Source organism: Aliihoeflea aestuarii (assembly GCF_024105665.1).
GTDB classification, from domain to species: Bacteria; Pseudomonadota; Alphaproteobacteria; order Rhizobiales; family Rhizobiaceae; genus Aliihoeflea; species Aliihoeflea aestuarii.
The window spans coordinates 444,695-466,948 of sequence record NZ_JAAAMK010000002.1 but is presented as its reverse complement, the minus strand read 5'-3'; the positions used below and the strand labels follow the sequence as shown (position 1 = coordinate 466,948).

Below are 22,254 nucleotides of genomic sequence, written 5' to 3'. Positions count from 1 at the left end.
CGCGACGTGGCCGATCTCTTCAACCGTGACGACAGGCCGGACGGTGAACCGGTCGGCAGGCCGCTGGCCGATCGGCTGCGTCCTCAACAGCTTTCCGATGTGGTCGGGCAGGAGCACCTGACGGGCGAGGGCGGGTCGCTGACCCGCATGCTGCGCTCCGGCACGCTCGGCTCGATGATCTTCTGGGGACCGCCCGGCACCGGCAAGACGACCGTCGCACGGCTTCTTGCGGGCGAAACCGGACTCGCGTTCGAGCAGATTTCGGCGATCTTCTCTGGCGTCGCAGACTTGAAGAAGGTGTTCGAGGCTGCGCGTCTTCGGCGCAGCCAAGGCCGCCAGACGCTTCTGTTCGTTGACGAAATCCACCGCTTCAACCGCGCGCAGCAGGACTCGTTCCTGCCGGTGATGGAGGACGGAACCGTCATTCTGGTCGGCGCGACGACCGAAAATCCGTCCTTCGAACTCAACGCGGCGCTTTTGTCCCGCGCGCGGGTGCTGACGTTCCATTCGCTCGACGCAGGCGCGATCTCGTTGCTGCTCGACCGGGCGGAAGAAACGGAGGCCCGCAAGCTGCCGCTGGACGAGGAGGCGCGAGCCGTTCTCCTGCGCATGGCCGACGGCGACGGGCGCGCGGCTTTGACGCTTGCCGAGGAAATCTGGCGCGCGGCATCCGGCGACGAAGTGTTCGACGCGGAAGGGCTGCAACGCATCGTGCAGCGACGTGCGCCAGTCTACGACAAGAGCCAGGACGGGCACTACAATCTGATCTCGGCGCTGCACAAATCCGTGCGCGGCTCGGACCCCGATGCGGCGCTCTACTATCTGGCGCGCATGCTCGACGCGGGCGAGGACCCGCTTTATCTCGGCCGCCGGCTGGTGCGTATGGCATCTGAGGATATCGGGCTTGCCGATCCGCAGGCGCTCGCCATCACGCTCGCCGCGAAGGACGCCTATGACTATCTCGGTTCGCCGGAGGGCGAACTGGCATTGGCGGAAGCCTGCGTCTATCTCGCGACAGCGCCGAAATCGAACGGCGTCTATGTGGCCTACAAGGCTGCGATGCGCGCGGCGAAGGAGCATGGCTCTCTGCTGCCGCCCAAGCACATTCTCAACGCCCCGACCAAGCTGATGAAGTCGGAAGGCTATGGGGGCGGATACGAATACGATCACGACGCGCCGGACGCCTTTTCCGGCCAGGATTATTTTCCAGAAGCGCTCGGCCGTCAGCAATTCTACGATCCGCCCGATCGCGGTTTCGAGCGGGAAATACGCAAGCGCCTCGATTATTGGGACAGGTTGAGGCGCGAGCGGCAGGAAAGATAGGGGCAGGGAGCCGGGGATGACGCATCTTCTCATCGTGGCGGCCGGCGGGGCGCTCGGCGCGGGCCTTCGCCATCTCGTCAACCTTGCCGCCCTGCGCTGGTTCGGTCCCGGCTTTCCGTGGGGCACATTGTTCGTGAACATCGCAGGCTGTCTTGCGATGGGGGTCTTCGTCGAGATGCTGGCCCGGCGCTTCGGCGCATCGGCCGAATTGCGCCTGTTCATCGCCACCGGCTTTCTCGGCGGCTTCACCACCTTTTCCGCCTTCTCGCTCGATTTCGCCCTTCTTTACGAGCGTGGGGCCTTATTGCAGGCCGGAATCTATGTCGCCGGCAGCGTGGGTTTGTCGATCGCGGCTGTCTTTACCGGAATGTGGCTCGCAAGAACTCTCGCCTGATGCTATCTGCCCTTCGCAAAGAAGGAAACGCGTATCAAATGGCAGGCGTCGAACAAATCGTGGTGGAAAAGGACGAAGGCGGAATGCGCCTCGACCGCTGGTTCAAGGCGCATTATCCCGGCCTTGGCTTCGGCCCGTTGCAAAAGCTCTTGCGGTCGGGCCAGATCCGCGTCGATGGCGGACGTGTGAAATCCGACACGCGTCTTCAGCCCGGCCAGCAGGTCCGCATTCCGCCGATCGGCGTCGACCGTACCGATGGAGGTCCCGTTACCGCGCGCACGATGCGCAATCAGGACGATGGCGATGTGCTCGCCAAAATGATGCTCTACGAGGACAAAAAGGTCATCGTTTTCGACAAGCCGGCCGGTCTTGCCGTGCAGGGCGGTTCGGGCATCACGCGCAGCGTCGATTCCATGCTGGAAGCGCTGCGCAGCCAGAAAGGCGAAAAGCCGCGTCTCGTCCACCGGCTGGACCGGGATACGTCCGGCGTTCTCGTCGTCGCGCGCACGCGCCTTGCCGCCATGAAGCTGGCGGAAGCATTCCGTCACCGGGAGACGAAGAAGACCTATTGGGCCTTGGTCAAGGGCGTACCGCCGAAACGCGAGGATCGCATATCGACCTGGCTCGTGAAGGAGCAGACGATCGACGGGGACCGGATGCGCGTCGCCGAACATGGCGAAAAAGGCGCGGATCATGCCGTCTCCTTCTATCGCATTGTCGAGCAGGCGGCGCAGACGCTGTCATGGCTGGAGATGGAGCCCTATACGGGCCGCACGCACCAGCTTCGGGTCCACGCAGCCCATATAGGCTGCCCGATTCTCGGCGATCCGAAATATTTCGAATCCGACCAGAACTGGGATTTTCCCGGCGGCATGCAAAAGCGATTGCATCTTCATGCGCGGCGCATCGTCATCCCGCATCCCGATGGCGGCAAGATCGATGTGACTGCACCCCTTTCGCCGCATATGAAGCAAAGCTGGAACCTGCTCGGATTCGACGAGAACAGCGCCGAGCAATGAGCGCCGCGCAGCAAGTGATCGAGCGGCGCGACGCGATCGACGGTTTCGCGATCATTGTGATGCTGCTGCTCACCTTTTCATGGGGGCTGAACCAGGTCGCCATCAAGGTTGCGACCACTGGCTATAGCCCTATTTTTCTGACGATCGCCCGTTCGGCGATCGCGGGCCTGCTCGTTTATGGGTGGTGCGTCTACCGGGGAATCCGGCTGTTTCAAAGCGACGGCACCCTGCGCGCGGGCATTCTTGTCGGCGTGTTGTTCGGTCTGGAATTCGTGCTGGTCTTCCTCGGTCTCGATCAGACGACCGTTGCCCGTGGCGCGCTGATGATCAACACCATGCCGTTTTGGGTGCTGATCGGCGCACATATCTTTCTTGGCGAACGCATCACGATGAAAAAGGCGCTTGGGCTCGCCCTCGCCTTCATTGGCGTGACGCTCGTCTTTGTCGACCAGTTGAGCCTGCCCGACCAGCGCGCGCTCATCGGCGATTTGATGTGCCTTGCGGCAGGCATGCTTTGGGCCGTAACGACCCTGACGATCAAGAAATCGAAGCTGTCCGAGGTGAATGCCGAAAAGACGCTCATGTATCAGCTCGTGGTCTCGGTGCTGATCTCGATCCCGTTCCTGCCGCTTGCCGGCCCGCTTCTCCGTGACGTTTCGGCTCTGGCAACGGGGGCTTTGCTTTTTCAGGCGGTTTTCGTCGTTGCCTTCACCTACGTCCTCTGGTTCTGGATGATCCGGACGTATCCGGCGTCGGGATTGTCGAGCTTCGCCTTTTTAACGCCGGCGTTCGGCGTCCTGTGCGGCGGCTTTTTGTTGAATGAGCCGCTTTCGTTCAACATATTCGCGGCATTGACGCTGATCGCGCTTGGGCTTTTCGTGGTGAACCGCCCGGTGCGCCGGCGTATTCCGCCGGGCTGACAGACAAGGTTTGAGACATGCGTGACATTTTGAGCGATCTCGATACGCCGTTCGTTTCCGATGAAAACCCGATGAAGCGCGCGCAAAAGCAGATGCGCACGCCGCTGCCCAAGCGGTTCTACAAGACGGCCCATGTCGAGCGCGATATCGCCACCGACACCTTCGCAGTCCAGCTTGACGGCAAGCCGGTGCGCACGCCCGGCCGCGCGCTTCTGGCGCTGCCGAGCGAGGCCGCCGCCCGTCTGGTCGCCGACGAGTTCGAGGCGCAAAAAGAGGAGATCAATCCCTTCGACATGCCGGTTCTGCGCATCGCCAATACCGCGATCGACGGGGTCGCGACGGACACGCAGGCCGTTCTGGAAGACATATTGCGCTATTCGTCGTCCGATCTCGTCTGCTATCGCGCCGATGGCCCCGAAAGCCTCGTCGAGCGTCAGAACGAGGCATGGGACCGCATCGTCGACTGGGCGCGCGCGTCGCTGGGTGCTCGTTTCGTACTCGCCGAAGGCATCGTGCATGTCGATCAGCCGCGGGAGGCGATCGGCGCGATCGGCATTCATCTGAAAATGCGTGACGAGCCGTTTCGGCTATCCGCGCTGCATGTCATGACGACGCTGACCGGTTCGGCCCTGATCGCATTGGCCGTGGATGCTGGCGAGCTAACGGCCGAAGAAGGTTGGGCGGCCGCCCATGTCGACGAGGACTGGAACATTGCCCAATGGGGCGAGGACGCGGACGCGGCGAAGATGCGCGCGGCGAAGAAGCGCGACATGCTGGCTGCCGCAAGATTGCTCGCGGCTTTAAACTAGGACTGCTGGCTTTCGCAGGCGCGGCGCGTGATCGACCGGTTCATCGCGTCGATCTGGCCGATGGCAAGGCCCTGCTCGCGTGTTTCCTGGCCACGCAGATCGGGGATGAGCGGTCCGACGCCCATGAAGCGCGATTCGGTGGCGGGTGTTCTCTGGACCGCGGGCGACAGGCCGTGACGCGCCGCCAATGCGTTGCGCTCCGAGATCAACTGCGGACAGGGCGTATCGTCGTAGCGAATCGAATTGATGACTTCCGCCTCGCGGCCTTCGTCCAGCGTCGTGCAGCCCGAAAAGACCGAGAGGAAAAGGACGAGGGGAAGGGTCTTACGCATCGATTTGCCATGCCTGATGAAGTCGGCGGCATAATGCACGGATTCAAAGCGTGTTCCAGCAGCTTTCATCCCGGCATCGCGATTCCGCCTTATTCGATGTTACAAGCGGTCGTGATGCGGATTCGGGGTGTTTCCGTACGAACTGAAATTCTGGAGGGATGCATGTCTTCGATGAAGCTCGCCGCCGCAGCGACGGCGCTTATTTTCGTTGCCGGTTGCACGACCGATCCGTTCACGGGCGAGCAGCGCCTTTCGAGCACGGCCGGTGGTGTCGGCATCGGCGCGGGTCTCGGCGCGCTGGCAGGTCTGGCGGTCGGCGGCAGCCCACGCGCGCAGCGCAATGCCGTTCTGATCGGCGCGGGCGTCGGCGCACTCGCGGGCGGTGCAGTCGGCAATTACATGGATCGTCAGGAAGACGAATTGCGCCAGCAGTTGCAGGGCACTGGTGTTTCGGTGACGCGCGTCGGCGACCAGATCATCCTCAACATGCCGTCCAACGTCACTTTCGATACCGATCAGGATCAGGTGCGTTCGGAGTTCTACAGCACGCTGAATTCGGTCGGCCTCGTTCTGCGCCGTTTCCCGCAGACCATCGTCGACGTGAATGGCCATACCGATTCGACCGGCAGCCGCCAGCACAATCAGGGCCTGTCGGAGCGCCGCGCGCTTTCGGTCGCCAATTATCTCAATTCGCAGGGCACTGACGGTCGCCGCTTTGCGGTCAACGGCTTTGCCGATACGCAGCCCGTCGCATCCAACGCGACACCGGAGGGACGTCAGCAGAATCGCCGGGTGGAAATCCACCTCTCGCCGATCACCTGATCGCGGCGCAACCGAAACGAAAGGCCCCGGTCATGCCGGGGCTTTTTGCCTGAAATTCAAAGCGCTTTGGCGATTTTGGCCGCGAGCCGCGCATTGTTCTCGACCAGCGCGATGTTCGTCTTCAGGCTTGCGCCCTCCGTCAGTTCGAGGATGCGGCCGAGCAGATAAGGCGTGACCGCCTTGCCCGATATGCCCTTCGGTGCAAGTTCGTCCTGGGCGATTGCGATATGTTCCGCCATGATTTCGGCGGCGATTTCGTCTGCCTGCGGTACCGGGTTTGCGATCAGCATGCCGCCACCAATTCCAAGCTCCTGCCGCGTTTTATGGAAACGCGCGATCTCCACCGCTCCGTCGAGCCGAAGCGGCGCGGGCAGGGGGGAGCGTGACGACCAGAAGGCGGGCATGACATCGGTTCGGTAGCCGACCACCGGCACGCCGCGCGTTTCCAGCACTTCCAGCGTCTTTTCGACGTCGAGAATCGCCTTCGGCCCGGCCGAGACGACGATGACGGGCGTGCGCGCCAGTTCGTCCAGATCGGCGGAGATGTCAAAGCTCGTTTCCGCGCCCTTGTGGACGCCGCCGATGCCGCCGGTCGCGAAAACCTGAATGCCTGCCAGTTCTGCCGCGATCATTGTGGCGGCTACGGTCGTGCCGCCTGTGCGCCCTTGCGAAACAGCGAAGGCAAGGTCGGCGCGCGACAGCTTCATCGCACCCGTCGTTTGCGCCAATGAATCGCGTTCGGCTTCCGAAAGGCCGATCCGGATTCGGCCGTCGATGACGGCGATGGTGGCCGGCACCGAGCCTTCCTCGCGGATGATGTCCTCAACACGGGCTGCCATCTGCGCATTTTGCGGATAGGGCATTCCGTGAGTGATGATGGTGCTTTCGAGCGCGACCAGGGGGCGACCCGCATCGCGTGCAGCACTGACTTCGGGCGACAGTTCGAGATACTGCGCTGTCTGGGACGACATCATGTCAGGCTCCGGTAGTTTGCTGGATTTCGGCCAAACGCCGTTCGAAATCCGCACGAGAGAAATCGGCGACGACGTTATCGCTTTCGACGGTCAGCGAGGCTGCCGCAATCCCATGGCGCACCGCTTCGGCCAAGTCCAGCCCCCCGATGAGGCGCGATATCGTCACACCCGCAAGCGCATCGCCCGCGCCGGTTACGTCGCGCACGTTGGATGACACAATAGGCGCCGATGTCGTGACATGGCCGTGTTCCAGAATGAGCAGTGGCGCGCTTCCCGAGGTAATGACGGCGCGTTTCAGCCCCGCTTGTGCAAGCTTTTGCGCCAGTTGCTCGTTCGGTGCACCAGCCTCTGCGCCAGTCAGTGCGCGCGCCTCGTTGCGGTTCATGAACAGGACAGACAGGGCGGCGAGAACCGGCTTCAGCCGCACGACTTTGGCAGGCGATATGGCGATGGCGAAAAGCGGCTTTTGATCCACGCTTGCCGCCAATCGTTCAAGCGCGCCCTGGCTGAGATTCGCGTCCGTCAGAACGGCATCGGCACCGGGCAGCGTGTTGCGGAACGGATGGCGGCGCAACTGCTTTTCGAAAGCCGTTTCATAAAGCGCCATATCGGCAAAGCCGCAGATGAGTTCGCCATCGGCCCGCAGGATCGCTGTATAGCTCGGCGTCGTACGATCGAGAAAAGTCGCCGACAGATCGGTGATGCCCGCCCCGGATATCGCTTCTGCCACCAACTGGCCCGTGAGATCGCCCCCGCGCACCGACAGGATCGCGCCAGCAGCGCCGAGGCGGCACGCATTTCGCAACGCATTGAAGGCACCGCCACCGACCTCCTCACGCATCGTGCCGGGGTTGGAAGCGCCGTCGACATAGGCGCCCGCGACGGTTCCGCGCCGGTCGATGTGAGCGCCGCCGACGGCGAGAATCGCGGGCTTGGGATTCGCGCTCACAAAGCGCCGCCCGTATGGCGGCGATCCGCCCGATATGAGAGGGTTTCCGATCGGTACGCGGAGAACATATTTCGAACGTATCCGGCAATATTATTTGTTATCAATTATTTAGTCCCTCTTGCGAAAATAGAACAAAAAAGGTACAAAAATCCTAGGGACACAGAACTGTCCACTTTCGCTGACCAGCATGGGATATGTATCATGGCTCAGAATTCATTGCGGCTTGTAGAGGACAGAACTGTGGACAAGACAAAGGCACTCGACGCTGCGCTTTCGCAGATCGAGCGTGCATTCGGCAAGGGCTCGATCATGCGGCTCGGCGCGAACGAGCAGGTCGTCGAGATCGAAACGATACCGACCGGCTCGCTGGGGTTGGACATCGCGCTTGGGGTCGGCGGATTGCCCAAGGGGCGGATCATCGAGATTTACGGGCCTGAAAGTTCGGGCAAGACGACGCTTGCGCTGCACACGGTCGCCGAAGCGCAGAAGAAGGGCGGCATCTGCGCCTTCGTCGATGCCGAACACGCGCTCGACCCGGTCTATGCCCGCAAGCTCGGCGTGGATCTGGAAAACCTTCTGATCTCGCAGCCTGATACCGGTGAGCAGGCACTGGAGATTTGCGATACGCTGGTGCGCTCTGGCGCGATCGACGTTCTCGTCGTCGATTCCGTCGCGGCGCTGACGCCCCGCGCGGAAATCGAGGGCGAGATGGGCGATTCGCTGCCCGGCCTTCAGGCGCGCCTGATGAGCCAGGCGCTGCGCAAGCTCACCGCGTCCATCTCGCGTTCCAACACCATGGTCATCTTCATCAATCAGATCCGCATGAAGATCGGCGTCATGTTCGGCTCGCCCGAGACGACGACGGGCGGCAACGCACTCAAGTTCTACGCATCGGTCCGTCTCGACATCCGTCGCATCGGTTCGGTCAAGGATCGCGACGAGGTCGTCGGCAACCAGACGCGCGTCAAAGTGGTCAAGAACAAGCTTGCGCCACCTTTCAAGCAGGTCGAATTCGACATCATGTATGGCGAAGGCGTTTCGAAGACGGGCGAACTTGTCGATCTCGGCGTAAAGGCCGGTGTGGTCGAGAAGTCTGGCGCCTGGTTCTCCTATAATTCGCAGCGGCTCGGCCAGGGCCGCGAAAACGCCAAGCAGTTTCTGCGCGACAACCCGGCCGCCGCGCGCGAGATCGAGCTTGCACTGCGCCAGAACGCGGGGCTGATCGCGGAGAAGTTCCTCGACGAGGGCAAGCCCGAGGACGGCGACGGCGATTTCGACGACGCTTCGGGCATGTAAGATACAAGTCCAGTTCGTGAAAAGGCCGCCGGTTTTCCGGCGGCCTTTTTGTTTTTAACGCCGAAGATTTCGTCGTGGCTGCCTGCTTTCTGGACAGTGTGGAGGCCTGACGGTAAAAGGCCCTTCCTTCCCGCGAAGCGGATCAGCCAGTACGTAAAGGTTCACCAGATGAGTGGCGTCAACGAAATCCGATCGACCTTCCTCGACTATTTCCGGAAGAACGGTCACGAGGCGGTGGCTTCGAGCCCGCTCGTTCCGCGCAACGATCCGACGCTGATGTTCACCAATGCGGGCATGGTTCAGTTCAAGAACGTGTTCACCGGGCTTGAGACACGGCCCTATTCGCGCGCCGCGACCTCACAGAAATGCGTTCGCGCCGGAGGCAAGCACAACGATCTCGACAATGTCGGCTACACGGCACGTCATCACACTTTTTTCGAGATGCTCGGCAATTTCTCCTTCGGCGATTATTTCAAAGAGGACGCGATCGCGTTTGCCTGGAACCTGATCACGAAGGAACTGGGTATCGACGCGCAACGTCTGCTCGTCACCATCTATCACACGGACGACGAGGCGGCCGGATACTGGAAGAAGATCGCCGGGCTTTCGGACGACCGGATCATCCGTATCGCGACCAGCGACAATTTCTGGGCGATGGGCGATACCGGTCCATGCGGTCCATGCTCGGAAATTTTTTACGACCATGGCAACGACATTCCCGGCGGGCCTCCCGGCAGCCCGGACGAGGACGGCGACCGCTTCATCGAAATCTGGAACCTCGTCTTCATGCAGTACGAGCAGATTTCGAAAGATCAGCGCATCGATCTGCCGCGGCCTTCCATCGATACCGGTATGGGGCTGGAGCGCATCGCGGCTGTTCTCCAAGGCGTTCACGACAATTACGATATTGATCTCTTCAAGGCGCTGATCCGGGCTTCGGAGGAAGCGACGGGCGTGAAGGCGGAAGGCAAGAACCGCGCGAGCCACCGCGTGATTGCGGACCATTTGCGCGCGTCGAGCTTTCTGATCGCGGACGGCGTGCTGCCGTCGAACGAAGGTCGAGGCTATGTGCTGCGCCGGATCATGCGGCGCGCCATGCGCCACGCGCAGCTTTTGGGCGCGGGCGAGCCGCTGATGTGGCGTCTCGTGCCGGCGCTCGTGCGCGAGATGGGGCAGGCCTATCCGGAGCTCGTACGCGGACAGGCGCTTATTACCGAAACGCTCAAGCTTGAGGAAAAGCGGTTTCGCAAGACGCTGGCGCGAGGGCTCGGCCTTTTGGCCGACGCGTCCGACAGTCTGAACGCGGGCGATCGGCTCGACGGGGAAACGGCATTCAAGCTTTATGACACCTATGGCTTTCCGCTCGACCTGACGCAGGATGCGCTGCGCCAGCGCGGGATTTCGGTCGATACGGACGGTTTTTCGGCGGCCATGGAACGGCAGAAAGCCGAGGCGCGCGCGCACTGGGCTGGTTCCGGCGAGGCCGCGACCGAGACGGTCTGGTTCGGCTTGCGCGACAAGGTGGGCGCAACCGAATTCCTCGGCTACGACACGGAGGCGGCCGAAGGTGTTATTTCCGCGCTCGTCAAGGGCGGCGTCGAAACCGGGCAGGCGGCAGCCGGCGATGAAATCGCAATCGTCGTCAACCAGACGCCGTTCTATGGAGAGTCGGGCGGTCAGGTCGGCGATACCGGCATCATCGCCGGCGAGGGCTTCTCGATCGAAATCACCGGCACTCAGAAAAAGGCCGACGGCCTCTTCGTTCATTCGGGCCGTGTTGTGAGCGGTTCGCCGAAAGTTGGCGATGTCGTCGAGTTGAAGGTCGACGCCGCTCGCCGTGCCCGGATCAGGCGCAATCACTCCGCGACGCATCTTGTCCATGAGGCGCTGCGCGAGGTGCTTGGAACGCATGTCGCCCAGAAAGGTTCGCTTGTCGCGCCGGATAGGCTGCGCTTCGACTTCTCGCATCCGAAACCCATTGCTGCGGGCGAACTCGCGCAGATCGAGGATTTCGCCAACGAGATCATTCTTCAAAACGCGCCGGTCACGACGCGCCTGATGGCCGTCGACGATGCCATCGCGGAAGGCGCGATGGCACTGTTCGGCGAGAAGTACGGCGACGAAGTACGGGTCGTGTCGATGGGCACCGCCTTGCATGGCGAGAAGGAAGGCAAGAGCTATTCCACCGAATTGTGCGGCGGCACGCATGTCGCTGCCACGGGGGATATCGGCCTCGTGCGCCTCGTCAGCGAAGGCGCGGTGGCAGCCGGCGTGCGGCGCATCGAGGCCCTGACGGGGGATGCCGCCCGCGCGCATCTCGATGAGCAGGATCGTCGCCTCAAGGCCGCGGCTGCTGCGCTCAAGGTTTCGCCTGCCGATGTGGTGTCCCGCATCGAAGCGGTGCTGGATGAGCGCAAGAAGCTTGAGCGCGAGCTTGCGGACGTCAAGAAAAAACTGGCGCTTGGTGGCGGTGGGACTGCTGGCGGATCGAACGAGGCGGAAAAGGTCGCAGGCGTCGGCTTCCTTGGCCGCGTGGTCGAAGGTGTTTCGGCCAAGGAACTGAAGCCGCTTGCCGACGAAGGCAAGGCGTCCGTGGGCTCTGGGATCGTCGTCTTCGTTGGGACGGATGCGGACAAGGCCAGCGTCGTCGTCGGCGTCACCGACGATCTCATCGGGCGCTTCAGCGCCGTCGACCTCGTGCGTGCGGCATCCGCCGCGATCGGCGGCAAGGGCGGCGGCGGACGGCCGGACATGGCGCAGGCGGGCGGACCGGACGCGGCGAACGCGAATGCGGCGATCGACGCTGTTCGGCAAGCGCTGACAGCCTGACCGTCAGAAATCTGCATAAAGAAAAGCCGCGGCATGCCGCGGCTTTTCTCGTTTTCGATGTAAAATCGATTAGTCGTCCCAGACTTCGAAGCTGCCGACTGTCGCCGCGTCCGCGTTGAGAACGAGCTGGTTGTTCTCCCATGCGAACTGATCGAGCGGGATCACCAGATCCTGATCGGCAAAGCCACCGGAACCGTCGAAATCCACCACCAGCGCGGTTGGCGTTGCGGCATCCGTACCGACGACTTCCTCGACTTCGCCGATCTTGGCGCCGCCGGCGAAAACGTCCCAGTCCTCGACCTGATCGACGCTGGCGCCGAATTCGGTGACCTGAACATTGTCATTCTCGATCTCGACCCAGGCGGTCTGGGCGATCGCTGTGCCGGCGAGAAGACCGGATGCGACGAGGGCGATCGAAAGCTTCTTGGCAAACATGAATGTGTTTCCTTGATTTCAGACACGCCTTCAATGCGCCAGACAGGGAAAGGTTCGGCTACTCAGACGAAAAAGGGCGGCACGAGGCCGCCCCTTGACACGTCCGGTAACCGGAATTATGCGGCCATCGCCTTCTGAAGGTTCTCGTCGATCTTGTCGAGGAAGCCGGTCGTCGAGAGCCAGGGCTGGTCCGCGCCGATGAGAAGCGCGAGGTCCTTGGTCATATGGCCGGATTCGACGGTCTGGATGCACACGCGCTCCAGCGTTTCGGCGAAGTTCTTCAATTCGGCGTTGTCGTCCAGCTTGGCGCGGTGCGCGAGGCCACGCGTCCAGGCGAAGATCGACGCGATCGAGTTGGTCGAGGTCTCCTGACCCTTCTCGTGCTGGCGGAAGTGGCGCGTCACCGTGCCGTGGGCCGCCTCAGCCTCAACGGTCTTGCCATCCGGCGTCATCAGAACCGACGTCATCAGGCCGAGGGAGCCGAAGCCCTGCGCGACGGTGTCGGACTGGACGTCGCCATCATAGTTCTTGCATGCCCAGACATAACCACCCGACCACTTCAGGCTTGCGGCGACCATGTCGTCGATCAGCCGGTGCTCGTACCAGATCTTGGCTTCCTTGAACTTCGCCTCGAACTCGGCCTCGTAGACCTCCTGGAAGATGTCCTTGAAACGGCCGTCATAAGCCTTGAGGATCGTGTTCTTGGTCGACAGATAGACCGGATAGCCGCGCAGAAGTCCGTAGTTCAGCGAGGCGCGTGCGAATTCGCGGATCGAATCGTCAAGGTTGTACATCGCCATTGCTACGCCGGAGCCGGGCGCGTCGAATACTTCATGCTCGATCGTCTGACCGTCCTCGCCGACGAACTTGATCGTCAGCTTGCCTGCGCCGGGGAACTTGAAATCGGTCGCGCGGTACTGGTCGCCGAAAGCGTGGCGGCCGACGATGATCGGCTGCGTCCAGCCCGGCACGAGGCGCGGAACATTCTTCATGATGATCGGCTCGCGGAAGATCGTGCCGCCGAGGATGTTGCGGATCGTGCCGTTGGGCGAGCGCCACATCTTCTTGAGGCCGAATTCCTCGACGCGGCCTTCATCGGGCGTAATCGTGGCGCACTTCACGCCGACGCCATATTTCTTGATCGCTTCGGCCGCGTCGATCGTGATCTGATCGTCGGTGGCGTCGCGGCTTTCCATGCCGAGGTCGTAATATTTCAGGTCGATATCAAGGTAGGGGTGGATCAGCTTGTCCTTGATGAACTGCCAGATGATGCGGGTCATCTCGTCGCCGTCGAGTTCGACGACCGGATTTGCCACCTTGATCTTCGCCATAGGAAATGCCTCGCTGCTAGTTGGGAACGGCCCGGCCCGGACGGGCGGGCGTGAAGTCGCGGCCCCTATAGCATTGTGTGCCGGGAAGGCAAAGGCCAAGGCGGACAAGGCTTTGGGCATTAAGTGAAGGAATTTCGATGACCGCCGATTTTCGCTTTTCCAGCGTCGATACCGGCGCGGCGACGCTCCATGTCTCGGCGATCGGCGACGCATCCAGATCGCTCGTCATCTGCCTGCACGGCTTTCCCGAATACTGGGCAGCGTGGAAAGGCGTGATGCGTGCATTGGCGTCCGACTTTCATGTCGTCGCGCCCGACCAGCGCGGATTCAACCTGTCCGGCAAGCCTGCCGGTGTCGAGGCCTATCGCGCCAGGAATCTTGTCGCCGATATTGCGGCGCTCGCTGATCATCTGTCGCCGGATCGCCCGTTCGTTCTGGCCGGACACGACTGGGGTGCATCGGTTGCCTATGCCTACGCGTTCGCCCATCCCGAGCGTCTGTCTCATCTCGTTATCGCCAACGGCGTCCATCCGAAGCTCCTTCAGGATGCGATCTCGAACGACCCTGAACAGCGGCGCGCGAGCCAGTATATCAATCGTCTGCGCGACGACGCGGCCGAGCAATTGATGTCAGAAGACGGTTATCGAAGGCTTTTCAGCATGTTGTCGGCCTTCTCGAAGACGAACTGGATGGGAGAGCCGGAACGCGCGGCCTATCTGGAGGCTTGGAGCCGGCCCGGTGCGATGACGGGCATGCTCAATTGGTACCGCGCCTCACCGATCGTCGTTCCGGGGATCGACGAGTCGGCGCGGTACTCGCCCATAGAAGACATTCCCGACGAGGCGGTTACGATTGTCGTGCCGCATCTTCTGCTTTGGGGCGAGGCGGACGGGGCGCTGCGCCCGTCGAGCATTGCCGACCTTGAACGATACGCGCCCGATCTGACGGTCGAGCGCTTTCCTGAAAGCGGCCACTGGATCTTGCATGAAAAGCCAAGCGAAATCGCAACGGCGATCCGCGATTTCGTGATGCGTTAGCTCTCCCGACGCATCAGGTAGAGCGAGGCGGCGGCGATCATCAGCGCGCCCGGCCAGAAAGTCGGGCTCGGCATCTGTGCGAAGACGAGCCATCCGAGCAGGATGTTGAACGGCAGTTTCAAATCGTCGAAAGGCTGGAGATAGGACGCGTCGGCATTGGCGTAGGCGGCCGTCAGAAGATATTGCGCGAGAGCCGTCAGCGCGCCCGCGACGAGCAGCGCCGCCCACGCCTCGGCCGGCGGCAGCGCAAAACCCGAGCCACCCCAGGTGAGCGCGTTGAAGGGCAAGAGCAAGAGTAGCATGTAGACCGTGATGCCCGCTGTCGGCTCGAACGTCATCAGCTTTTTGGTGATGAGCGACGTTCCGGCCCACAGTGCGGCCGACACGACCGGCAGCAGCGCATGTGGCGTGAAGGTCTCCGACCATGGCGCGAGGATAACCATCGCACCAGCGAAGCCGACGCATGTCGCCGCGACGCGACTTTTCGTAACGCGCTCGCCCAAAAACAGATACGCCCCCGCGACCACGAAGAAGGGCGATGTCATCGAAAGCGCAACCGCCTGCCAGATCGGCACGACCGACAGCGCCATGACCCAGATCTGAACGCCGCCGGCAGCCAGCACCACGCGCAGGAAATGCAGGCCCGGTCGACTGGTCCGCATCGCACCGAGGTTTCGCCAGACGAGCGGCATCACGAGCAGAAGCGCCAGCGCATATTGCACGAAGGCGGCTGCCGGGGCCGACGCACCGCCGATCATCGTCGCATGCTGGAGCGCGACGTTGAGCCCGGCGAAGGCAAGACCTGCAGAAGTCATCACCAGTGCGCCGCGCATGGCGGTGTTCAATCTGGATTCGGCTAGCTCGCTTCTCATCACTTCCCTCGACCGTCATTCAGCGTTCGGTGAGGGCAGGCGGGCAGCGACCGGAACGGCGGCCGACAGGGTTTTCACCTGCGGCGTCTTCGTTTCTGTCATCCCGTTCTCTCTCATCCGGACTATGACCGTCGGCTTCGGAATCACACCGAATCTGCTGACCCTGAAGGAATGTCTCCCTCAGGCGCTCGCGGGCTTCGTGATGCGGGCCATCCGCCTTCACATTACCGCCGGTGGGGAGTTTCACCCCGCCCCGAGAACGTGGCGCTCGCTCGAGCGCCACGGCTAATCTATGTTGGCCGCATTTGCGTTGCAAGCGCCCGTCCGGCTATGCGAATAAGCGCTCCTTAAGGACAAGGAAGGACGTATCGAGATGGCCGGAACGGCGCGCGAAAAGCGGCTGATCGCAGAGGGACCCGCGATCATTCTCGTCGAGCCGCAACTGGGCGAGAATATCGGCATGGTCGCGCGGGCGATGGCCAATTTCGGCCTGTCCGAACTGCGCCTCGTCAATCCGCGCGACGGCTGGCCGAACGAGAAGGCCAGTGCCGCCGCCTCGAAAGCCGACCACGTCATCGACAAGGTGCAGGTGTTCGCCACGCTCGAGGAAGCGATCGCGGATCTGAACTACGTCTTTGCCACAACGGCGCGCGAACGATACGGCTTCAAGCCTGTGCGTGGACCCGTTTCGGCAGCGCGCGAGTTGCGCGGGCGTTTTTCGGCGGGCGAGGGCGTCGGCGTCCTGTTCGGGCGCGAACGCTTTGGCCTCAATAATGAAGAAGTCGCGCTTGCCGATGAAATCGTGACCTTCCCCGTCAATCCTGCGTTCGCTTCGCTGAACATCGCACAGGCCGTGCTTCTCATGTCCTACGAATGGCTGAAGAGCGGCATGGACGAGGGCGAGGAACTGCCTTTTGCCGGTCCCGAATTCACGCCCGCGCCGAAATTCGTCCTGACGGGGCTTTTCGACCACCTCGAAGCCGCTTTGGAAGCGCGCGGCTATTTCCGTCCACCGCAGAAGAAGGCGAAGATGGTGGACAATCTGCGCGCGGTGCTGACGCGGCCCGGCTTCGATGCGTCGGAACTCAGTCTCCTGCGCGGCGTCGTCAACGCGCTCGACTATTACTCGCCGAAGGAGCCGCGCGGTTCGGGCTATCCCGAGCGCAAGGCGCAGGCCGACGGCGAAGCCGCTGCGCATCGGGAGACGGAAGATTGATGGACGCGCCGGTACTGATCTATGATTCGGGCGTCGGCGGTCTGACCGTTTTGCGAGAGGCGCGCGTGCTGATGCCCGCGCGCCGCTTCGTGTATATCGCCGACGACGCGGCTTTTCCGGTCGGTGCGTGGGAGGAGCGTGCGCTTGCCGCACATATCGTCGGGCTATTCGGCGAGTTGATTGAGGCCCACCGACCGGCCGCTGCCGTGATCGCGTGCAATACGGCCTCGACCGCGGTTCTGGCGGATTTGAGGGCGGCTTTTCCGAAGACGCCGTTTGTCGGCACCGTTCCGGCCATCAAGCCTGCTGCCGAACGGACACGCTCCGGCCTCGTATCCGTGCTGGCGACGCCGGGCACGGTGAAGCGTCAATATACGCGCGACCTGATCGGCGAATGGGCTTCCAAATGTCATGTTCGACTGGTCGGGAGCGACCGGCTGGCCCCCCTGGCCGAAACCTACATGCGCGACGGCTTCGTCGACGAGGAGGCGGTGCGGGCGGAGATCGCGCCATGCTTCGTAGAGCGGGACGGTCTTCGAACCGACATCGTCGTTCTTGCCTGCACGCACTATCCGTTTCTCGTCAATCGGATGCGCAAGACCGCGCCGTGGCCGGTCGACTGGCTCGATCCGGCCGAAGCCATTGCGCGACGGCTGCTGACCGTCCTTGACGGCGCCCCTGCCGTTTCGGGCAGACGGGATGTGCCCGACAGTGCGATCTTCACGTCCGGAAAGGCGCATTTCACTGTAGCGCGGCTGATGCAAGGTTTCGGCCTTCAACTAGCCCAACGCCCTTGAAACCACGCTGCGGCACGCGCCATATAGGACTTGGAATGGCGGCTCAAGACGTGTATTGAGCCGCGGCGTCCCGCGTTTTCTTGTGCGCGGGAGAGAACAGATCACCCGGATTTTCTTATGCAAACCATCCTCATCGTCATCCATTTGCTCGTCGTCATGGCGCTCGTGGCCGTGGTGCTCCTGCAGCGTTCGGAAGGCGGTGGCCTCGGTATCGGCGGCGGCGGCAACAATGCGATGGCCGCCCGCGGTTCGGGAAATCCACTGACACGCGCCACGGCGATCCTGGCGGCGATCTTCTTTGCGACATCGCTCGGCCTGTCGCTTCTTGCGCGATACGGCGAGCGTCCGACGGACTTCCTAGACCGCATTCCGACCGAGCAGGGCACGCAGGCGCCTTCGGGCAGCGGCGGCGTTCTCGACCAGCTCGGCGGCGACAATGTGCCGAGCGCACCCGCCGATCCGGCAGCGCCTTCGGCTGACGACAGCGCGCCGGCGCAGCAGCCGGCCGCGCCCGAGGCTCCTGCTGAGCCTGCGGCACCGACGCCTCCGAACAACTGATAGACGTCGCTTAACCAACAAAGCCCGCTGTGTTTTGGCGAACACAGCGGGCTTTTTTCTTTTGTGCTGTATCATGCAGACACGCGCGCTACTTGAAGAGGTTTCAAGCTTTGATACGCTGTGATCGTCCGAAACTATCGGATGGGCCGGCGCTTGCGCCGTAGGGGCGTTTCAAATGATCAAGTGGATGGTTCCGGCAATTCTGGTTGCCGGGTTTTTCTTGCAATCCTGCACGCAGACGCCGAATCAGGAAGTCGCCGCGACGAATGCGCCGGCGAGGGTGGAAGCGCCGACAGCCGATCTTGCGGCGTTGCGCAGGCAGGGCAACACCGGCGAATTGCGCTCGACCCGGACCGTCGCGGCAGGCTTCATGCAGCCGGTGCAAACGGCGTTTCTGGCCGAGACTCAGGCGTTGGACGAGGTGCTGGCCGAGCGAGAGGTGCGCCGCAAATTCACGCCGAAGCCGGAGCAGATGCCGACGGTCGTTCCGTTCTCCGGCTACGAGCCGGGCACGATCGTCATCGATCCCCAGGCGCGTGTTCTCTATCTCGTCGAGAACCGCCGCTCGGCGCGTCGATACGCGATTGCCGTTGGCCGCGACGGGCTGGAATTCAAGGGCACGGCGAAGGTTGCCGACAAGCAGGAATGGCCGCGCTGGTTTCCGACCAAAGCCATGCAGGAGCGCGAGCCGGCCAAATACGGCCGCTACAAGGACGGCATGAATGGCGGACCGGACAACCCGCTCGGCGCGCGTGCCATCTATCTGCACCAGAACAAGGTGGACACGCATATCCGCATCCACGGCACGAACCAGCCCGAGACGATCGGCAGCGCGTCCTCCAACGGCTGCTTCCGCATGATCAACGAACACGTCATGGATCTCTACAATCGCGTGCGGGTGGGAGCCGAAGTGGTCGTTCTTTAGCGGCTGCCTTCCGCATCGTTCAGTTGAAAATGCGCCGGCCATCCATTTTGGGGCTGGCGCATTTGCGTTCGGGGCGATAATCACCGACTCCCATGGCGCGATATGTATTCATCACCGGCGGCGTGGTCTCCTCACTCGGCAAAGGCATTGCAGCAGCGGCTCTGGCAGCCCTTTTGCAGGCCCGTGGCTATCGTGTGAGACTTCGCAAGCTCGACCCCTATCTCAATGTCGATCCGGGCACGATGTCGCCCTATCAGCACGGCGAGGTGTTCGTAACAGACGATGGCGCGGAGACCGATCTCGATCTCGGCCACTACGAACGCTTCACCGGGCGGTCTGCGAACCAGCAGGACAACATCACTACCGGTCGCATCTACAAGAACATCATCGAGCGCGAACGGCGCGGCGATTATCTCGGTGCGACGGTGCAGGTCATTCCGCACGTCACTGACGAGATCAAGAACTTTATCCTCGAAGGCAATGACGACTATGATTTCGTCCTGTGCGAGATCGGCGGCACGGTCGGCGATATCGAGGCGATGCCGTTCCTGGAAGCGATCCGCCAGCTCGGCAACGATCTGCCGCGCGGGCAGGCCGTCTATGTCCACCTGACGCTGATGCCGTGGATTCCAGCCGCCGGCGAGCTGAAGACCAAGCCGACGCAGCATTCGGTCAAGGAATTGCGCTCGATCGGCATCGCGCCCGACATCCTGCTCGTGCGCGCCGACCGGCCGATCCCGGCCGAGGAGCGCCGCAAGCTATCGCTGTTCTGCAATGTGCGCGAAACGGCCGTCATCCAGGCGCTGGACGTCGCGCATATCTACGACGTGCCGATGGCCTATCACGGCGAAGGGCTCGATTCGGAAGTGCTCGCTGCGTTCGGCATCGACCCGGCGCCCAAGCCGCGCATGGAGCGCTGGCAGGAAGTCTCGACCCGCCTCCACAACCCCGAGGGCGAAGTCACCATCGCCGTCGTCGGCAAATATACCGGTCTCAAGGACGCGTATAAGTCGCTGATCGAGGCGCTGTCGCATGGCGGCCTGGCGAACCGCGTCAACGTCAAGCTCGACTGGATCGAATCGGAAGTCTTCGAAAAGGAAGACCCCGCACCGTTCCTCGAAAAGGTTCACGGCATTCTGGTGCCCGGCGGTTTCGGAGAGCGCGGTTCGGAAGGCAAGATTCTTGCTGCCAAATTCGCGCGCGAGCGAAAGGTGCCGTATTTCGGCATCTGCTTCGGCATGCAGATGGCATGTCTGGAAGCTGCCCGTTCGCTGGCGCATATCGACAATGCCTCATCTACCGAGTTCGGCCCCGCGAAGGAGCCGGTCGTCGGCCTGATGACCGAATGGCTCAAGGGCAACATGCTGCAAAAGCGCCAGGCGGCTGGCGATCTGGGCGGCACGATGCGGCTCGGCGCCTACAAGGCGGCGCTCAAGCAGGGCACGAAGATCGCGGACATCTACGGCTCGACCGAGATTTCGGAACGCCATCGCCACCGCTACGAGGTCAATGTCGATTACAAGGAACGGCTGGAAGATAGCGGCCTTGTGTTTTCCGGCATGTCCCCGGACGGCGTGCTCCCGGAAACGATCGAATATGCGGACCATCCCTGGTTCATCGGCGTTCAATATCACCCCGAATACAAGTCGCGCCCGTTCGAGCCGCATCCGCTCTTCGCCTCGTTCATTGAGGCCGCCGTCGAGCAAAGCCGTCTGGTGTGAGCCCGCGCGCGCTCGATCACTGCGTCCTGCCGGTAGCCGATCTGGCTGCCGCGCGGGAACGGTACGCGGCGCTCGGGTTCACGGTCGCGCCGCAGGGCACGCACCCGTTCGGCACGACAAACGCCTGCATCTACTTCGCCGACGACACCTTTCTGGAGCCGTTGGCGATCGGTGATGCCGGGCAGGTGAGCGAGGCCGTGCGCGCTGGCAATGTATTCGTCGGCCGCGATGCGCTTTACCGGCGAACAGTCGGCGAGAACGGGTTCTCCGCTCTCGTTTTCAAGACCGACGACGCGAAAGCGGATGACGCGGCTTTCTTGAGTGCTGGCATTTCGGCGGGTTTGCTGCTCGATTTCTCGCGCCCCTTCGTCGATCCCGCGGGCAAGTCCGGAACCGTTTCCTTTCGCCTCGCCTTCGCCGCGCATCCGCAAAGCGACGCCTGCTACTTCTTCACATGCGAACGCATCAACGCGCCGTCGAGCGCCGGTCGCGCCGTGCTCGAACAACACGCAAACGGCGTTCGCGGCATTGTCGGGGTGAGGCTTTGCGCGGCTGAACCTGCCGCCTACGAGGATTTTCTGGTGAGCCTGACTGGAGCCTCTGTCACCAGGACGGACGAAGGGCTTTGCGCATCGCTGCCCACGGGAACGGTCGAAATCGTCGCGATGGATTGCGCGTTGCGCCTCGATGCGATCCGTTTTTCCGCTTCCGATCTCGGCTCGACCGCCGATCTGTTCGAAACAGGCGGGGTTGCGTTCGAACGGACCGATCGCCAACTGACGGTTTGGCCGACGTCCGGCCAAGGCGCGACGTTTATTTTCGAGGAAAACGCATGACCAGCCCGAATTCGACCGTGACCGTCGGCAATGTGAGCTTTTCCAACAATGCGCCGTTCGTTCTGATCGCCGGTCCGTGCCAACTCGAAAACCGCGACCACGCGTTCGACATGGCCGGCAGGCTGAAGGAGATGACGGACCGCTTGGGCCTCGGCCTCGTGTACAAGAGCTCGTTCGACAAGGCGAACCGCACGTCGCTGAAAGGCACGCGTGGGGCAGGGCTTGAAGCTGCGCTGCCGGTCTTTGCCGATCTCAGACAAGAATTCGGCTTTCCGGTGCTGACGGATGTTCATACCGAGGAACAGTGCGCCGTCGTCGGCGAGGTGGTGGACATCCTCCAGATTCCCGCCTTCCTGTCCCGGCAGACCGATCTTCTGATTGCGGCAGCACGCACAGGCAAGGTCGTCAACGTCAAAAAGGGCCAGTTTCTGGCTCCATGGGACATGAAGAACGCCGTCGCCAAGGTGACGGAGTCCGGCAACGCAAACGTGCTTCTGACCGAGCGCGGCGCGTCTTTCGGCTACAACACGCTCGTATCCGACATGCGCTCGCTGCCGATCATGGCCGAGACCGGCGCGCCGGTCATCTTCGACGCCACGCATTCCGTGCAGCAGCCGGGCGGGCAGGGCGGGTCGTCGGGTGGTGAACGTCGCTTCGTCGAAACGCTGGCGCGCGCGGCGGTCGCGGTCGGTGTCGCCGGCGTTTTCATCGAAACGCATCAAGACCCGGACAACGCCCCGTCCGATGGCCCCAACATGGTGCCGATTGACAAGCTGGAAGCTCTTCTTGAACGTCTGATCGCCTTCGACCGTATCGCCAAATCGGCGGAACATTCGCCCGTCTGAACGGTTTGATGCTC

Annotated in this window: 22 protein-coding genes and 1 riboswitch; of the genes, 16 read left to right on the top strand and 6 right to left on the bottom strand. The window is 62.4% G+C overall.

Annotated elements, in window-relative coordinates; translation table 11 throughout:
* The first annotated feature begins 6 nt into the window (after positions 1–6).
* From GTW25_RS06650 to GTW25_RS06630, 5 genes are read left to right on the top strand one after another with little or no spacing between them, the layout of a single operon-like run.
* Entirely contained in the window at positions 7–1,323 is a 1,317-nt protein-coding gene (locus GTW25_RS06650) for a replication-associated recombination protein A (RefSeq protein WP_252911166.1), read from the top strand.
* 16 nt (positions 1,324–1,339) lie between these two features.
* On the top strand, positions 1,340–1,717 hold the full coding sequence (crcB, locus tag GTW25_RS06645; protein ID WP_252911165.1) for a fluoride efflux transporter CrcB: 378 nt from the start codon (positions 1,340–1,342) through the stop codon (positions 1,715–1,717).
* 38 nt (positions 1,718–1,755) lie between these two features.
* The gene (locus GTW25_RS06640; RefSeq protein WP_252911164.1) at positions 1,756–2,736 is read left to right on the top strand and encodes an RluA family pseudouridine synthase; all 981 of its coding nucleotides are present in this window, start codon (positions 1,756–1,758) and stop codon (positions 2,734–2,736) included.
* Entirely contained in the window at positions 2,733–3,656 is a 924-nt protein-coding gene (locus GTW25_RS06635) for a DMT family transporter (RefSeq protein WP_252911163.1), read from the top strand. Before GTW25_RS06640 ends, GTW25_RS06635 begins: the two co-directional genes overlap by 4 nt.
* Before the next feature lie 17 nt (positions 3,657–3,673).
* Positions 3,674–4,465: an ATP12 family chaperone protein gene (locus GTW25_RS06630; protein ID WP_252911162.1), complete on the top strand. Its 792-nt coding sequence runs from the start codon at positions 3,674–3,676 to the stop codon at positions 4,463–4,465.
* Here the strand turns inward: GTW25_RS06630 and GTW25_RS06625 are convergent.
* Positions 4,462–4,797, bottom strand: a complete 336-nt coding sequence (locus GTW25_RS06625; protein WP_252911161.1) for a hypothetical protein — start codon at positions 4,795–4,797, stop codon at positions 4,462–4,464. The two genes, GTW25_RS06630 and GTW25_RS06625, sit on opposite strands and share 4 nt — an antisense overlap.
* Before the next feature lie 171 nt (positions 4,798–4,968).
* Between GTW25_RS06625 and GTW25_RS06620 the strand changes: the two genes are divergently transcribed.
* Positions 4,969–5,619, top strand: a complete 651-nt coding sequence (locus GTW25_RS06620; protein ID WP_252911439.1) for a YiaD family glycine zipper/OmpA-like lipoprotein — start codon at positions 4,969–4,971, stop codon at positions 5,617–5,619.
* Positions 5,620–5,675: 56 nt separating this feature from the next.
* Here GTW25_RS06620 and GTW25_RS06615 read toward each other — a convergent pair whose 3' ends face one another.
* Positions 5,676–6,590 carry a pseudouridine-5'-phosphate glycosidase gene (locus tag GTW25_RS06615; protein WP_252911437.1) on the bottom strand — a complete coding sequence of 305 codons (915 nt, stop codon included), beginning with the start codon at positions 6,588–6,590 and terminating at the stop codon, positions 5,676–5,678.
* 4 nt (positions 6,591–6,594) lie between these two features.
* Positions 6,595–7,542 (bottom strand): carbohydrate kinase family protein, encoded by a 948-nt coding sequence (locus GTW25_RS06610; RefSeq protein WP_252911160.1) that lies wholly within the window; start codon positions 7,540–7,542, stop codon positions 6,595–6,597.
* Positions 7,543–7,743: 201 nt separating this feature from the next.
* Between GTW25_RS06610 and recA the strand changes: the two genes are divergently transcribed.
* Positions 7,744–8,838 carry a recombinase RecA gene (gene recA, locus GTW25_RS06605; RefSeq protein WP_252911159.1) on the top strand — a complete coding sequence of 365 codons (1,095 nt, stop codon included), beginning with the start codon at positions 7,744–7,746 and terminating at the stop codon, positions 8,836–8,838.
* 168 nt (positions 8,839–9,006) lie between these two features.
* A complete protein-coding gene (gene alaS, locus GTW25_RS06600) occupies positions 9,007–11,667 on the top strand; it encodes an alanine--tRNA ligase (RefSeq protein WP_252911158.1) in 2,661 nt (886 codons plus the stop codon).
* Positions 11,668–11,736: 69 nt separating this feature from the next.
* On the opposite strand, the gene GTW25_RS06595 is transcribed toward alaS, so the two are convergent.
* Together GTW25_RS06595 and GTW25_RS06590 are read right to left on the bottom strand one after the other, a co-directional pair.
* The gene (locus tag GTW25_RS06595) at positions 11,737–12,102 is read right to left on the bottom strand and encodes a PRC-barrel domain-containing protein (RefSeq protein ID WP_252911157.1); all 366 of its coding nucleotides are present in this window, start codon (positions 12,100–12,102) and stop codon (positions 11,737–11,739) included.
* Positions 12,103–12,218: 116 nt separating this feature from the next.
* Positions 12,219–13,433 (bottom strand): NADP-dependent isocitrate dehydrogenase, encoded by a 1,215-nt coding sequence (locus GTW25_RS06590; protein WP_252911156.1) that lies wholly within the window; start codon positions 13,431–13,433, stop codon positions 12,219–12,221.
* A 137-nt stretch (positions 13,434–13,570) separates the two neighbouring features.
* Between GTW25_RS06590 and GTW25_RS06585 the strand changes: the two genes are divergently transcribed.
* Positions 13,571–14,470, top strand: a complete 900-nt coding sequence (locus GTW25_RS06585; RefSeq protein WP_252911155.1) for an alpha/beta fold hydrolase — start codon at positions 13,571–13,573, stop codon at positions 14,468–14,470.
* Here GTW25_RS06585 and GTW25_RS06580 read toward each other — a convergent pair.
* A complete protein-coding gene (locus GTW25_RS06580; RefSeq protein ID WP_252911154.1) occupies positions 14,467–15,342 on the bottom strand; it encodes a DMT family transporter in 876 nt (291 codons plus the stop codon). The two genes, GTW25_RS06585 and GTW25_RS06580, sit on opposite strands and share 4 nt — an antisense overlap.
* 101 nt (positions 15,343–15,443) lie before the next feature.
* A riboswitch (FMN riboswitch) is annotated at positions 15,444–15,607 on the bottom strand.
* 108 nt (positions 15,608–15,715) lie between these two features.
* Here GTW25_RS06580 and GTW25_RS06575 point away from each other — a divergent pair.
* The 7 genes from GTW25_RS06575 (at position 15,716) to kdsA (ending at position 22,240) form a co-directional block, all read left to right on the top strand.
* Positions 15,716–16,558, top strand: a complete 843-nt coding sequence (locus GTW25_RS06575) for an RNA methyltransferase (RefSeq protein WP_252911153.1) — start codon at positions 15,716–15,718, stop codon at positions 16,556–16,558.
* Positions 16,555–17,355 carry a glutamate racemase gene (gene murI, locus GTW25_RS06570; RefSeq protein WP_252911152.1) on the top strand — a complete coding sequence of 267 codons (801 nt, stop codon included), beginning with the start codon at positions 16,555–16,557 and terminating at the stop codon, positions 17,353–17,355. The genes GTW25_RS06575 and murI overlap by 4 nt, the downstream gene beginning before the upstream one ends.
* 117 nt (positions 17,356–17,472) lie before the next feature.
* Positions 17,473–17,913 carry a preprotein translocase subunit SecG gene (gene secG / locus GTW25_RS06565; RefSeq protein ID WP_252911151.1) on the top strand — a complete coding sequence of 147 codons (441 nt, stop codon included), beginning with the start codon at positions 17,473–17,475 and terminating at the stop codon, positions 17,911–17,913.
* Positions 17,914–18,088: 175 nt separating this feature from the next.
* Complete coding sequence (locus GTW25_RS06560) at positions 18,089–18,838, top strand: L,D-transpeptidase (RefSeq protein WP_308206230.1); 750 nt, start codon at positions 18,089–18,091, stop codon at positions 18,836–18,838.
* Between the two features lie 92 nt (positions 18,839–18,930).
* Positions 18,931–20,559, top strand: coding sequence for a CTP synthase (pyrG, locus tag GTW25_RS06555; protein ID WP_252911150.1), 1,629 nt, complete (start codon positions 18,931–18,933; stop codon positions 20,557–20,559).
* The gene (locus tag GTW25_RS06550; protein WP_252911149.1) at positions 20,556–21,395 is read left to right on the top strand and encodes a VOC family protein; all 840 of its coding nucleotides are present in this window, start codon (positions 20,556–20,558) and stop codon (positions 21,393–21,395) included. Before pyrG ends, GTW25_RS06550 begins: the two co-directional genes overlap by 4 nt.
* Positions 21,392–22,240, top strand: a complete 849-nt coding sequence (kdsA, locus tag GTW25_RS06545) for a 3-deoxy-8-phosphooctulonate synthase (protein ID WP_252911148.1) — start codon at positions 21,392–21,394, stop codon at positions 22,238–22,240. Before GTW25_RS06550 ends, kdsA begins: the two co-directional genes overlap by 4 nt.
* Positions 22,241–22,254 lie beyond the last annotated feature (14 nt).